Source organism: Collinsella sp. BG-O-102 (genome assembly GCF_023656745.1).
Lineage (GTDB): Bacteria > Actinomycetota > Coriobacteriia > Coriobacteriales > Coriobacteriaceae > Collinsella.
The window spans coordinates 121,104-132,870 of the sequence record NZ_JAMOKO010000002.1; the positions used below are offsets into that span (position 1 = coordinate 121,104).

At 59.9% G+C, this 11,767-nt stretch carries 12 protein-coding genes; 4 read left to right on the forward strand and 8 right to left on the reverse strand.

Going from position 1 to position 11,767, the window contains the following annotated elements:
- Positions 1 to 115 precede the first annotated feature (115 nt).
- The 6 genes from NBH09_RS01665 to aspS all read right to left on the reverse strand — a co-directional run bounded on the left by NBH09_RS01665 (position 116) and on the right by aspS (position 6,114).
- Positions 116 to 316 carry a hypothetical protein gene (locus NBH09_RS01665; RefSeq protein ID WP_035136858.1) on the reverse strand — a complete coding sequence of 67 codons (201 nt, stop codon included), beginning with the start codon at positions 314 to 316 and terminating at the stop codon, positions 116 to 118.
- 205 nt (positions 317 to 521) lie between these two features.
- Positions 522 to 2,849 (reverse strand): ferrous iron transporter B, encoded by a 2,328-nt coding sequence (gene feoB, locus NBH09_RS01670; RefSeq protein WP_250786877.1) that lies wholly within the window; start codon positions 2,847 to 2,849, stop codon positions 522 to 524.
- 123 nt (positions 2,850 to 2,972) lie between these two features.
- The gene (locus NBH09_RS01675; protein WP_006234774.1) at positions 2,973 to 3,194 is read right to left on the reverse strand and encodes a FeoA family protein; all 222 of its coding nucleotides are present in this window, start codon (positions 3,192 to 3,194) and stop codon (positions 2,973 to 2,975) included.
- A gap of 37 nt (positions 3,195 to 3,231) precedes the next feature.
- Positions 3,232 to 3,474, reverse strand: coding sequence for a FeoA family protein (locus tag NBH09_RS01680; RefSeq protein WP_250786878.1), 243 nt, complete (start codon positions 3,472 to 3,474; stop codon positions 3,232 to 3,234).
- Positions 3,475 to 3,710: 236 nt separating this feature from the next.
- Positions 3,711 to 3,959: an HPr family phosphocarrier protein gene (locus NBH09_RS01685; protein WP_158564421.1), complete on the reverse strand. Its 249-nt coding sequence runs from the start codon at positions 3,957 to 3,959 to the stop codon at positions 3,711 to 3,713.
- 367 nt (positions 3,960 to 4,326) lie between these two features.
- Complete coding sequence (gene aspS, locus NBH09_RS01690) at positions 4,327 to 6,114, reverse strand: aspartate--tRNA ligase (RefSeq protein ID WP_250786879.1); 1,788 nt, start codon at positions 6,112 to 6,114, stop codon at positions 4,327 to 4,329.
- A 256-nt stretch (positions 6,115 to 6,370) separates the two neighbouring features.
- On the opposite strand from aspS, the gene serB reads away from it, so the two are divergent.
- The 4 genes from serB to NBH09_RS01710 all read left to right on the forward strand — a co-directional run bounded on the left by serB (position 6,371) and on the right by NBH09_RS01710 (position 9,373).
- On the forward strand, positions 6,371 to 7,006 hold the full coding sequence (gene serB, locus NBH09_RS01695) for a phosphoserine phosphatase SerB (RefSeq protein ID WP_118335448.1): 636 nt from the start codon (positions 6,371 to 6,373) through the stop codon (positions 7,004 to 7,006).
- A 114-nt stretch (positions 7,007 to 7,120) separates the two neighbouring features.
- A complete protein-coding gene (gene larB / locus NBH09_RS01700; protein ID WP_250786880.1) occupies positions 7,121 to 7,903 on the forward strand; it encodes a nickel pincer cofactor biosynthesis protein LarB in 783 nt (260 codons plus the stop codon).
- Between the two features lie 10 nt (positions 7,904 to 7,913).
- Positions 7,914 to 8,831: a nickel pincer cofactor biosynthesis protein LarC gene (larC, locus tag NBH09_RS01705; protein ID WP_250786881.1), complete on the forward strand. Its 918-nt coding sequence runs from the start codon at positions 7,914 to 7,916 to the stop codon at positions 8,829 to 8,831.
- 2 nt (positions 8,832 to 8,833) lie between these two features.
- Complete coding sequence (locus NBH09_RS01710; RefSeq protein ID WP_117840715.1) at positions 8,834 to 9,373, forward strand: TetR/AcrR family transcriptional regulator; 540 nt, start codon at positions 8,834 to 8,836, stop codon at positions 9,371 to 9,373.
- A gap of 307 nt (positions 9,374 to 9,680) precedes the next feature.
- Here the strand turns inward: NBH09_RS01710 and larD are convergent, their stop codons facing one another.
- Both larD and larA read right to left on the reverse strand, forming a co-directional pair.
- Complete coding sequence (gene larD / locus NBH09_RS01715) at positions 9,681 to 10,412, reverse strand: D/L-lactic acid transporter LarD (protein ID WP_117840713.1); 732 nt, start codon at positions 10,410 to 10,412, stop codon at positions 9,681 to 9,683.
- 49 nt (positions 10,413 to 10,461) lie between these two features.
- On the reverse strand, positions 10,462 to 11,739 hold the full coding sequence (larA, locus tag NBH09_RS01720) for a nickel-dependent lactate racemase (RefSeq protein WP_195234153.1): 1,278 nt from the start codon (positions 11,737 to 11,739) through the stop codon (positions 10,462 to 10,464).
- Positions 11,740 to 11,767 lie beyond the last annotated feature (28 nt).

Below are 11,767 nucleotides of genomic sequence, written 5' to 3' on the forward strand. Positions count from 1 at the left end.
ATTAATAGTCCAGTTAACGATACCCCAAAAATACTCTTCGACTCGCCGTGCTCTCCCTCAAATGCACAAAGCGCCCCGCGAACGGATGCTCGCGAGGCGCTTAGATGTCTGGGCCTTACTTGATTCCGCGGCCCAAGTCTTCGGCGATTTTGTCCACGCCCTTAAGTGCGGCGCACGTCTTTTTGTTGGAGCAATGCCCCGTGCAAACGCCACCCTGAGCGCAGTCGGCGCAGGTGCCCTTGCGGTAGATGCGCACGCACACGGCGACAAACGCAATACCGATAACAGCCAGTACAACAATATCGATAGGTGCCATAGCAAGCCTCCTCTAGTTAACCATCACTTACTTTACCCCATTCTCCACCTACCAAATAGGGACAGGTTTATTTTGGTCGGTTTTATCTGCGGAAACGCCACATCTTACTTCTGGAGCAAAGCAATCTGTCCCCCCATTGCGTCAAAAAGCCCGAGTGTCGCTGGGACACCCGGGCTCGTGGAAAGGGGTTAATCCTTATTCGGACTTAAGCGGAAACTGCGGCGGAGGCAGCGTTGGTCTCGTCCTCGTCGGTCCATGCATGCTTGGGCATGGGACGGAAGATCTGGAAGAGCATCGCAACCAGCAGCATGATGGCCACAATCGTCCAGATACCAAACTGTCCAAGGACAAGCAGGTTGTAGAACTGGTTGATGAACAGGCCGATTACCCAAGCGAAGGCGCACTCGTAGCCGATGGCAATCGCAGTCCACTTGCCGGAATCCATCTGGTTGCGAATGGTGCCCATGGCGGCAAAGCACGGAGCGCACAGCAGGTTGAATGCACCAAAGGCAACGCAAGCGCCCATGGTCGGGAACATGCCGGCGAACGCGGTCCACAGGCTCGGGTCGGTCTCGGCGGCGTCGGCAACGGACAGCAGCGAGCCGGCGGTGGCGACGACGTTCTCCTTGGCGACAAGTCCAGAGACAGTCAGCGCGGTGGCCTGCCAGGTGCTAAAGCCGAGCGGGGCGAAGATCCAAGCGACCAGGTTGCCCAGCATGGCGAGCACGGAGTAGTCCATAAACTCCTCGGGGATGCCGTCCATAGCAGGCAGGAAGCCAAAGGAACCGTTGTAGCTACCAAAGTTGGAGAGGAACCAAACCACGACGGTAGAGGCGAAGATGACCGTGCCGGCCTTCTTGATAAAGGCCCAGCAGCGCTCCCATACATGCAGCGCCCAAGAGCGGATTGCCGGGAAGTGATAGGCGGGAAGCTCCATAACGAACGGCGTCGGGCGACCGGCGAAGAGCTTGGTCTTCTTGAGCATGAGGCCCGAGGCGATGACGGCAAAGACGCCCAAGAAGTAGAACAGCGGGCTGATCCACGCAGCGGTGGTGGAAGAATCGCCGATGATGGAGCCCATGAGCAGGGCGATGATCGGCAGCTTAGCGCCACAGGGAATGAACGTGGTGGTCATGACCGTCATGCGGCGGTCCTTCTCGTTCTCGATGGTCTTGGTGGCCATGACGCCGGGGACGCCGCAGCCCGAGGACACGAGCATGGGGATAAAGGACTTACCGGACAGGCCAAAGCGGCGGAACACGCGGTCCATGATGAAGGCGACGCGGGCCATATAGCCGCAGTCCTCCAGGAAAGACAGCATCACAAAGAGCAGGAACATCTGCGGGACGAAACCGAAGATGGCGCCCAGGCCGCCGACGATACCGTCACAGACCAGCGAATCGACCAGGCCGCCGTCCTCGGTACCACCCGCCACAAGGGCGTCGTGCACCACGGTGGTGATGCCGGGGACATAGGGGCCGTACTGTGCTGGGTCGACCGAGTCGGCGTTGTCGCCCGCAGCCTCAACAGCTGCGTCATAGGCGTCACGACCCTGACCGAGCACGTACCAGCCGTCGGTGCCGAAGAGCTGGTCGTTGGTGAAGTCGGTCACCGTGCCGCCCAGGGTGGAAACGGCGATGTAGTACACGCAGAACATGATGACCACAAAGATCGGCAGGCCCAGGATACGGTTGGTAACCACGCGGTCGATCTTCTCGGAGGTGCTCATCTTGGCAGGAGCCTTGGTCATGCACTCGTCGATAATGTGGGCAATCACGCCATAGCGCTCGCCGGTGATGATGGACTCGGCGTCGTCGTCGCAATCCTGCTCGCACTGGGCGACCAGCTGCTCGACGCGAGCGGCCTTCTCCTTGGTGAGGTTGATGAGCTTGCAGGCGTCCGCGTCGCGCTCAAACAGCTTGACAGCGTAGTAGCGACGCTTGTTGGCGGGAACGCTCGCCGGCAGGTTGTTCTCGATGTGGTCCAGAACGTCCTCGATGGAGGAATCGAACTTGTGCTCCGGCACCTGGCCCTTGGAAGCAGCGGACTTCTTGACCTGCTCGAACAGCTCGTTGATGCCCTTGTTCTTAAGGGCCGAGATCATCATGACCGGGCAGCCGAGCTTCTTGGAGAGCTTGTCCGTGTCGATCTTGTCGCCGTTCTTCTCGACCAAGTCGGCCATGTTAAGGGCGACGACCACGGGCAGGCCGGTCTCGATAACCTGAAGCGCTAGGTACAGGTTGCGCTCGAGGTTGGTGGCGTCGACCACCTGGACGACGACATCGGGCTCGCCGCTCATGAGGTAATCGCGCGAGCACTGCTCCTCGGGGCTATAGGGGGAAAGCGAGTAGATGCCGGGGAGGTCCGTGATGGTAACGTTCTTGTCGCTCAGGAGCTTGGCTTCCTTTTTCTCAACCGTGACACCGGGCCAGTTGCCAACGTAGCCGTTGGCGCCGGTGATCAGGTTGAAAAGCGTGGTCTTGCCGCAGTTGGGGTTACCCGCCAGCGCGACATGGATCTGAGAATCCGCCATTCAATCCTTCTTCCTTGTGTGCCTGCGCTGCTTTCTCCGCGCGGGCTGGATAATGTGCTTCAACGTTGCAAGTTTAAGTTAGAAAAACCTAACTTTATCTGCAGAAATATGTGCCGCCGGCCCTTACTGGACCTCGACGACGGCAGCCTCCTCCTTGCGGATGGAGAGCTCGTAGCCACGCACGTTGATCTCGACCGGATCTCCGAGCGGTGCAACCTTTACGACCTTGAACGAAGTGCCCTTGATGAGCCCCAGGTCCATAAGGTGGCGGCGAAGCGCACCCTCACCGTGAAGCTTGACGATGGTGGAGCTCTCGCCCACCTTAACGTCACCCAACGTCTTCATTTACTTGTCCCCCTTTCGGTTTTTTAAATGCTGCGGACTAACTGACGGTCATGATGTGCATGGCAACCTTGGAATCGATACCAAAGCGTGCGCCCAGCACCGTGACGATGATATTGGCGCCACTCGAACTCACCACGTGAACCTCACTGCCCTCGACAAAGCCGAGGTCCTTGAGGTGGTGCTTCATGTCCTCATTGCCCTTTACACGAGACACGCGCACGGTTTCGCCCGCTTTCACCATCGAAAGCGGCATGGCCGGCATCTGCGGTCCGCAAGACATGAGTGTGCTCCTAACGTCAGTTCGTCCTCAACATCGACGCAGCAAAAGTTAACCACGTCTATGTTCGCTACAGTAAACTAGCACGTGGTTAACTTTTTGGAAAGGGTCCCCATTCAGTTTTCGGAAAAGTTTCCTATATGAAACAAAGAAGGCACCGCAAAGACTGTCTCTTTGCGGTGCCTTGTCATACCAATTTATGCAACAGAGGGGGCTGCCCCTTTGCCACATTATTGCGGTTAAAGCGAGAGGTTTCTGATCGACGTGACGCAGGAGGCCTCATCCACGCCCGAAACGCGGAACACGATGTCTTCGCCACATTCGCCGTAGAGAGCCATGAGCCCCATCACATCGCGGCCGTCGGTATGGCGATCGCCGATGCTGACCGATACGTTGCTACGATGCTTGGCAATAATGTCATAGAGCAGCGCAACCGGGCGGGCATGCAATCCCAACGGATCTTTAATCGTCTTTGTAAACTCGACCATGTCCCCTCCCACGACGTCGCACATTCGGCCGGCAAACCCAGCCACGTGGTAGTTATTGTAGCGTTAGATGCTTGTCGAGACCCGCCAGAAGCTCGACTGGAAAGTGCGTCCCGTTATTTGGCTGGAGTCTGGGTCGCAGTTTCCCAAAGGGCCCTGTTTGGGAAACCGCAGCCCACTCTGGACGCAAATTCCGGGTCGCAGTTTCCGCTGAGCGGCCCTAGCGGAAAGCCCATCCCGCTCTGGGTGCAAATTCTGGGACGCAGTTTCCGCGACGCCCAGTCATCCCATGCCCCCACAATCTCGGCGTATAAAAAACGAGGAAAGGCACGTGTCCTTCCCTCGTTACGGGCACTATGTAGTCGCTCGCCTACATCAGGCGCAGGCTGACGTCCTTGAGCTGGGCGCCGGAAACGGCACTCGGGGCGCCCGACATGAGGTCGGAGCCGCTGGCCGTCTTGGGGAACGCCATGACGTCGCGGATGGAGTCGGAGCCGGTGAGCAGCATGCACACACGGTCCAGGCCCAGGGCGAAGCCGCCCATCGGGGGCGCACCAAACTTGAGCGCCTCCATGAGGAAGCCAAACTGCGACTCGGCGCGCTCTTCGGTAAAGCCCAGGAGCTTGAGCATGGACATCTGCATCTCGGCGTTGTGGATACGCATACCGCCGCCACCGGCCTCAAAGCCGTCCATGACAAAGTCGTAGGTGCAAGAACCGGCTGCCAACGGATTGGCCTCGATCTTGGCGATGTCGGTCTCGGTCGGCAGGGTGAAGGGCTGGTGCTCGGCAGCGTAGGCCTTGCGGTCCTCGTCCCAGTGGAACAGCGGGAAGTTGACGACCCACAGGAAGTCGTGGCCCTCGCGCTTGATCTCGAGCGCATTGGCCATGTGGGAACGCATGCCGCCCAGGATCTCGTCGGAGAGCAGGCGCGGGCCGGCGGCGAACATCACAAGGTCGCCGGGCTCAACGTCCATGCGCTCGCGCAGGGCCGCCATCTCCTCGTCCGAGAAGAACTTGACGATGGGGCTGTTGATGGAGCCGTCCTCGCGAAAAGCGATCCATGCCAGGCCCTTGGCGCCAAACGTGGAGGCCACGCCGGCGAGCTTATCGATCTTGGCACGGGCCCAGGCACCGGCGCCCTTGGCGTTGATGGCCTTGACGACAGAACCCTCCTCGTTTGCGGCGGTCGCAAAGACCTTGAACTTGGAGTTGGCAAAGATGTCGGTCAGGTCGACCAGGTGCATGCCATAGCGGGTATCGGGCTTGTCGGAGCCATAGGTGTCCATGGCCTCCCAGTAATCCATGCGGCGCAGCGGCGTGGGCATCTCGACACCCATGCGGCCGAAAGCGTCGGCCAGGACCTCCTCGAGCGCGCTCATGACGTCGTTCTGGTCCACGAAGGACATCTCGATATCGACCTGGGTGAACTCGGGCTGACGGTCGGCACGCAGATCCTCGTCGCGGAAGCACTTGGCAACCTGGTAGTAGCGCTCGACGCCACCGACCATGAGCAGCTGCTTCAGGAGCTGCGGGGACTGCGGCAGGGCGTAGAAGTTGCCCGGCTGGATGCGGCTGGGGACGATAAAGTCGCGGGCACCCTCGGGCGTAGACTTGAACAGGGAGGGCGTCTCGACCTCCATGAACTCACGGTTGTGCAGCGCCTCGCGAATGGCAAAGGTAAAGTCGGAGCGCAGCTTGAGGTTGGCCATCATCTCGGGACGACGGAGGTCCAGATAGCGATAACGCAGACGGGTGTCCTCGCTGGTCTCGATACCGTCCTCAATCTGGAACGGCGGGGTGACCGACGTGTTGAGTACCTCGGCGTGGTCGGTCAGGACCTCGATCTCGCCGGTCGCGAGCTTGGTGTTGGTGGTCTCCTCGCCACGAGCGCGCACGACGCCGTGGATCTTGATGGGCCACTCGGGACGCATGGTCTCGGCGATCTTAAAGGCATCGCCGTCGGAGTGCTCGGGGTCGAAAGTGAGCTGCGTGATGCCCTCGCGGTCGCGAAGGTCGCAAAAGATTAGGCCGCCGTGGTCGCGGCGACGGCTCACCCAACCGGTGAGGGTGACCTCTTCGCCCACGTTCTCGCGGCGAAGCTCGCCGCAGGTACGGGTGTGCATGGAATGCTCATCGATGGGACGGGTCTGGCTCATACCAGTGATCCTCCTTTATGGATCTGTGCCGCCCCGTGTCGTTCCGGGCGGCGTCGTACAGATTTGCCCAGCCTGCGTAAACCGCGCAGCCAGACATGGCGTTCTATCTTATCGCACTCGCGTCGATGTGCCGCGAAAAAGTGGCTCCTGCCCAAAGACTTGACGGAGACGAAACAATTGACGCGCCGCGACACCCGCCCGCGCTCGTCACGTGCGACAATATGCCCCAATAAAACAGCACTCGGAAAGGCCCACCATGACTGCACGCCTCATCGTTATGGATATCGACTCCACGCTCATCAACCAGGAGGTCATCGACCTGTTGGGCGAAGAGGCCGGCGTGGGCGAGCAGGTGGCACAGATCACCGAACGCGCCATGCGCGGCGAGCTTGACTTTAAGCAGGCGCTCGAGGAGCGCGTGGGGCTGCTCGCCGGCCTGGACGAGAGCGTGTTCGAGCGCACCTTTGAGCGCGTGACATTTACCCCCGGCGCGTTGGAGCTTGTGCGCTCAGCGCACAGCAAGGGCTGGAAGGTCGGCGTGGTGAGCGGCGGCTTTCACGAGGTCGCCGACAAGATCGTGGCTGCCACGGGCATCGATTTTTGCCTGGCCAATCGTCTGGAGGTCGTGGACGGCAAGCTCACCGGTAAGTTGGCTGCCGACATTGTGACCAAGGAGTCCAAGCATATCCAGCTGCTGGACTGGGCAGTTGAGTGCGGCGTCGATATGGCACACACCGTGGCAATCGGCGACGGGGCAAACGACATCCCCATGATCCAGGCCGCAGGGACGGGCATCGCGTTTTGCGCCAAGCCCAAGACGCGCGAGGCCGCCCCGTTTACCATCGACGAGCGCAACCTGATGCTCGCCATGGACATCATCCTGCGCGACTAGTCGATCCGTCTAACAATTGAATCAGTCTGTCCTATAGTTTCCGAACAATTTTGTCTTAGTGTTCGGAAATATACCCTTTGAGTGCTAGACTTTGCGCCGTCGAAGGGAACATATATGGATAAGCGAGATCTTGAGCAATTGCTGAGCGATGTTGCCGGCGGAGCAGTCACCCCTGCCGACGCCCTCACGCGCATCCAGACGGCTCCAACCGCCGATTTGGGCTTTGCGCAGCTCGATCTTTCGCGCGGGGTGCGCCAGGGAGCCGGCGAGGTTGTCTACGGGGCCGGTAAAACCGCCGATCAGATTGCCGCCATTATCGAAGCACTGCGCGATGCCGGCCAGGAGCGCATCCTGGTCACGCGCCTGGATGCCGAAAAAGCCGCGCGCACCGCTGAGCTTCTTGGCAACGGCATCGACCTGGGATATGTCCCGGACGCACAGCTCGCCCTCGTGGGCGGCAAGCCCTTCCCTACCGGCAACGGACGCATCGTCGTCGCCTGCGCCGGCACGAGCGACCTGCCCGTCGCCGAAGAAGCCGCGTTGACGGCCGAGTTCTATGGCAACGAGGTCGACCGCCTCTACGACGTGGGTGTCGCCGGCCTGCACCGTCTGCTCGCGCATGCCGAGGAACTTGCCCAGGCACAGGTGGTCATCGCCATTGCCGGCATGGAGGGCGCACTGGCGAGCGTTGTCGGCGGCCTGGTAAGCTGTCCGGTCATAGCCGTTCCCACCAGCGTGGGTTACGGCGCGAACTTTGGCGGCGTGGCCGCACTGCTCGCCATGCTCAACTCCTGCGCCAGCGGCGTCTCGGTCGTCAATATCGACAACGGCTTTGGTGCCGCCTACCAGGCAAGTCTTATCAATCATCTGAGCGCCGGCACGTCCTGCGCCCGCTAAGGAGCATTTCATGTCCAACCATCAGCACACGCTTATCATCGACGGCACCTCGGGCATCAGCGGCGACATGACCGTTGCGGCCCTGCTCGACCTGGGCGCCAGCGAGGAGCACCTGCGCGAGCAACTTGCCACGCTGCCGGTCGACGGCTTTGCGGTCGCTGTCACGCGCGTAAACAAGCATGGCATCGACGCCTGCGACTTCGATGTTCAGCTTGCAGCGGAGCTCGAAAACCACGATCACGATATGGCCTGGCTCTACGGCAACGAAGCGGGCACCGAGCACACACATGAGCATGAGCACCACCATCATGATCATGGCGAGCACGAACACGAGCACTGCCACGAGCATGACCATGAGGCCCACGGCCATGACCACGATGGCCATCATCACGCCCACCACCATCACCACCGCTCTTTGGCAGACGTCACCGCCATCATCGATGGCTCACGGCTAAGCGATGGTGCCAAGCGTCGTGCCCTCGCCATTTTTTCTGTACTCGCTGATGCCGAGGCAAAGGCTCACGGCAAAACGCCCGACACCGTCCTGTTTCACGAGGTGGGCGCCGTCGACTCCATTGTCGACGTCTGCTCTGTCGCCATCTGCCTCGACGACCTTGGTATTGAGGACATCGTGGTCGAGTCGCTCTCCGAGGGTCACGGCACCATCCACTGTGCCCACGGCCTCATGCCCATTCCCGTCCCCGCTGTCGTCAACCTGTGCCAGGCGGGCAATATCGCCCTCGCGCCTGCACCGGTCGCCGGCGAGCTCGTGACGCCGACGGGCGCCGCCATCGTCACCGCGCTGCGCACGTCCGACCAACTGCCCTCACGCTACCGCATCGAAGCCGTCGGCTACGGCGCCGGCAAACGCCCCTACGAAGGTTGCTCCGGTACGCTCCGCTGCCTGCTCGTTCACGCGGACGCATAGCCATGGATGCCCGCAAGGCAAAAAGCCGCGCTGCCATCGTTACGGCGTTCTCCGAGCTCCTGTGCGAGAAAGACTACGGCAAGATCACCGTCGGCGACATCATCACTCGTGCCCACGTAGGTCGGGCCACGTTCTACGGGCTCTTCAAGAGCAAAGATGACCTGCTCGCTGAGCTCGTGCGCGATATCTGCACCCATGCCCTCGACGATGACGGTACGCCCCTCGATGACCCACTCGTACAGGTCGAGCATATCCTCAACAACCTCTGGAATCGTCGGCAGGGTGTACGGGCACTGGTAGCCGGCGCCGGCTCACGCGTCTTCGCCGACTGTCTCCGCAAGACCATCATGTCGCGCGCAGCCGAAACCGTCCCCGTCGGCCCCGCAGGCCCCGCCGGCACCATGGACCGCAGTTTCCTACTACACCACATAGCCTCAAGCTTCGTAGGAATGGTCCAATGGTGGGCCTGGCACAATTTCCAAGCAGATAAAGCCGACGTAGCCAAAGACTACCTCTCAGCCATAAAGCCCCTCTTCACCTAAGTAAGAAGCTCATCCCAAATCATCGACCCAACGCAGGGCTCCGCGCACCCCAAAGTGTCACTCGCGCCTCAACGCCCCCACCAGCAACAAGCGCCCACCACATCCAAATTCAGATATATATGTTGGTTGCTTGTTCGAACGCAGCTGGATTCCCGCAGGGTTCGGCTAGGTTAACTTTCCGCCGCACTCCGCAGGACGCAAGAAGCTCCCGCCGCACGAAGTGCGCAGCGGGAGCTTCTTGCATGTCCGAGGACGCGGCGGAAAGTTAACCTATGCCGAACCCGGGCGTTATATCAATTGTCTTGGACTAGAACATGCCCAAGAAGCCGTGCACAAACAGTGCAGCCAGAGCGGCACCGACAAACGGAGCGATGCCAGGAACAAGCAGGCCATACTTCCAGTTGTTGTCAGCCTTGTTCTTAATCGGCAACACCTGATAGGCCATGCGAGGACCAAGGTCACGTGCCTGGTTCATGGCGAAGCCGGTGATGCCGCCCATGCCCATGCCAACGGCCCAGACAATCAGACCGACGCAGATGGCGAGCAACAGAACGTTCTCACCAGCACGGCTAGCAGCAGCAAGGATGGCGCTGATGAACACGAAGGTGCAGATAGCCTCGCAGAAGAAGTTGCGGGCATAGTTCGTGCCCTCGGTGGTGGGGTTGGTCGAGAAGATGTTGCGCTGAGCAATGGGATCGACGACGCCTTCGGAAGCCTTGAACTCATCGGCATACATAAACCAAGCGATAACGGCACCCACAAAGCCGCCGAGCATATCGGCAAGCATGAAGGGGATGCAGTTGCCCCACGGCACCAGACCGACGATGCACTGGGCAAGCACCATGGCCGGGTTCATGCACACGGCGCCACCAAAGACAAACAGGCAGACCGAGATGCCAAAAGACCAAGTGGTGATGGCAAACATGTGGCCGGAGCCCTGATACTTGGTGCCCTTAAGCACGGTATCGCAGTGTACGCCCACGCCAAAGATGATCATGAGGGCCGTTGCGCCGAATTCGCAGAGGAGTTTGGTAAGCATAAAACCTTATCTTTCTTGTCGGTTATAAACGATTCGTTTAGGCCGCGCGCTAGTGCTGAGCGACGACAACGCCCAGGCCATCGGGAATGACGGCCACCTTGGCATCGGCACCCTTCATCTCAAAGGCGAGCTTGAGCGCCTCCTCGAGGGTGTTGACCGGCGTCATGTGCATATCCTTAATCATCTGGTGATCGCACAGGTCGGTAACCATGATCACAGGGTGATGTGCCAGGATGCGGGCGAAAATCTGGCTCGTCCACTGATCGGGCAGGGTCTCGTCCTTTGGACGATCGATGCAGGCACGCTCAAACTCTGCCGGATCGTTGTCGGCGATGTTGTGATAGAAGCCCTCGCCACCGTGACCGTCGGCACAACCGGCAACGTCGATAATCACACCGCCCTCGGGAAGCGTGGCCTCGGCAGAGCACATGCCCTTCACGGCCTGGTAGATGTTCTGGTCGAGCGGGTAGCCGCCGTTGGTGGTGATGGCAATCTCGCACTCGACGGGCTCAACGCCGGCAAGGCTCTTTACGAACTCGCAGCCAGCCTCGTGTGCCTTGTGGATGTCGCCGGCGAAGGAGCCAATGACCTCGTGCTTGCCGTTGAGCACCACGTTAAGCACAAAGGCAAGGTGAGCCATCTCGGCAGCGGCAAACATGTCCTCGCTCACGTGGTTATGGCACAGGTTGCCGGCACGCGAATGGGAATCGTTCACAAACTGGCCGTTGTGGTTGTACATGATGGTCTTGTAGCTGGCGATGCCAGGCAGGACGGACTTGCGGCTGCCGGAGAAACCAGCAAAGAAGTGCGGCTCAATAAAGCCCTCGGCAAGCAGCAGATCGCAATCGACGGCAATCTTATTGATGATGCACTCGCCACCAGAAGGCAGGGTGCCGATCTTTTTCATCATGCTGTCGTCAGTCGCGACGTGCATAACGATTTCCTCGTTGGCAACAATTTCCTCGCCGTACTTGTTGACGAGCTCCTCGTGCGTCGACGGACGATGCATACCCGTAGCAACCAAAATACGCACGCGAGCCTCGGGCGCAGCGGAATGGATGTGATGCAGCAGAATAGGCATCGTCACACGCGAGGGAACGGGGCGCGTATGGTCGGAGCTAATGATGACGATATCCTTCTTGCCAGCACAAAGCTCCTCGAGCGAAGGCGAGCCATAAGGGTTGGCAAGCGACTCCTCCACCAGCTCTTCCTGCGATTTCGTGGTCTTAAACTCGTTTTGATGACCTTCCATCACACCCGCGAAGTTCTTATCCTCGAGCTCCAGATGCAACGTTTTGTGGTCAAACGGCAGTTCACATTCAAACAATGATGAGCGCCCTCTTCCTTTCAACTGA

Coding starts and splice junctions, on each gene's coding strand:
- NBH09_RS01680 (WP_250786878.1), bottom strand. CDS start 3,474: ATGTCTTGCGGACCGCAGATGCCGGCCATGCCGCTTTCGATGGTGAAA.
- NBH09_RS01675 (WP_006234774.1), bottom strand. CDS start 3,194: ATGAAGACGTTGGGTGACGTTAAGGTGGGCGAGAGCTCCACCATCGTC.
- NBH09_RS01685 (WP_158564421.1), bottom strand. CDS start 3,959: ATGGTCGAGTTTACAAAGACGATTAAAGATCCGTTGGGATTGCATGCC.
- feoB (WP_250786877.1), bottom strand. CDS start 2,849: ATGGCGGATTCTCAGATCCATGTCGCGCTGGCGGGTAACCCCAACTGC.
- larB (WP_250786880.1), top strand. CDS start 7,121: ATGGATAAGCGAGATCTTGAGCAATTGCTGAGCGATGTTGCCGGCGGA.
- NBH09_RS01665 (WP_035136858.1), bottom strand. CDS start 316: ATGGCACCTATCGATATTGTTGTACTGGCTGTTATCGGTATTGCGTTT.
- serB (WP_118335448.1), top strand. CDS start 6,371: ATGACTGCACGCCTCATCGTTATGGATATCGACTCCACGCTCATCAAC.
- larD (WP_117840713.1), bottom strand. CDS start 10,412: ATGCTTACCAAACTCCTCTGCGAATTCGGCGCAACGGCCCTCATGATC.
- larC (WP_250786881.1), top strand. CDS start 7,914: ATGTCCAACCATCAGCACACGCTTATCATCGACGGCACCTCGGGCATC.
- NBH09_RS01710 (WP_117840715.1), top strand. CDS start 8,834: ATGGATGCCCGCAAGGCAAAAAGCCGCGCTGCCATCGTTACGGCGTTC.
- aspS (WP_250786879.1), bottom strand. CDS start 6,114: ATGAGCCAGACCCGTCCCATCGATGAGCATTCCATGCACACCCGTACC.